The 909-nt window shown below is 66.1% G+C and carries 1 protein-coding gene; it reads left to right on the forward strand.

The annotated features are described in order from the left end of the window. The first annotated feature begins 91 nt into the window (after nt 1-91). Entirely contained in the window at nt 92-817 is a 726-nt protein-coding gene (locus V3B64_RS08630; RefSeq protein ID WP_164081004.1) for an enolase, read from the forward strand. Nucleotides 818-909 lie beyond the last annotated feature (92 nt).

Here is a 909-nt window from a genome sequence, read left to right on the forward strand (position 1 = left end):
GTGGTAGTGCCGGCCGCTGGCCGGCAACCTCCAGATGTATCGCGGATGCCGGCCAGCGGCCGGCACTACCGATCCAATTCAAAGGACTGACATGATCCACCAGACTGAACTGCGCGACCTGCTGCCCGGCATGGTCGCCTTCCCCACCGACGTCTTTCCCGCCGACCAGGCCTGGCTCGGCCAGCACCTGCTGCCGCTGCTGAAGATCGACCTCGGCGTGCTGCGCCCGGAACTGGCCGGCCAGGTGGCAACGATGCTGTGCCCGATCGAGCCGTATGACGGCTGCATCGGCGAGACCACAGAAGAACACCACAACGATTTCACCGGCACCAACTGGATCGCCTTCGAACTGACCGCCGGCAACGAGATGCGCTTCCTCGGCAACGCGGGCTATTTCATCGGTGATGCGGTGCAGGACAAGGATGCGCAGGAGCACATCGTGCAGATGCGCGAGAGCTACGCCAAGGCCCGCGATTACCATGCCACGCATGGCCGTCTCGCCTGCTACTCGCGCTACGGCAAGGGTGAGGCCAGCGAGCGCGATTATCTGGATACGCTGGGCGGCCCCATCGGTTTCGGCAACTGGACCGAAACCGCAGAGATTCCCGCGGCATTCGAGCTGGGTTTCACCGAAGCTGCCGATGACCCCAACGCTGCGGACGATGCCGAAACAGTGATCATCACCCGCAATGGCAACAAATTCTTCGCCGTGGCCGACGTGGCCGGCTACAACTGGTGCGCCACCGGTGCCGATGCGATCGTGATGCTGTACGAGCCGGAAAGCCGCACGGTGCTGTTCTCGTTCGACTGGTCGTAAGCCCCCTGGTAGTGGGGGGGGGGGGGGGGGGGGGGGGGGGGGGGCGGGGCCCCCCCCCGCCCCCCCCGCAGGGAGTGGGCGCCCACCGACGG

This window comes from Stenotrophomonas sp. SMYL86 (assembly GCF_036320025.1).
Classification (GTDB): Bacteria; Pseudomonadota; Gammaproteobacteria; order Xanthomonadales; family Xanthomonadaceae; genus Stenotrophomonas; species Stenotrophomonas maltophilia_A.

Excerpts from the sequence above, each read along its gene's own strand:
- V3B64_RS08630 (WP_164081004.1), top strand. The coding sequence starts at position 92 with ATGATCCACCAGACTGAACTGCGCGACCTGCTGCCCGGCATGGTCGCC.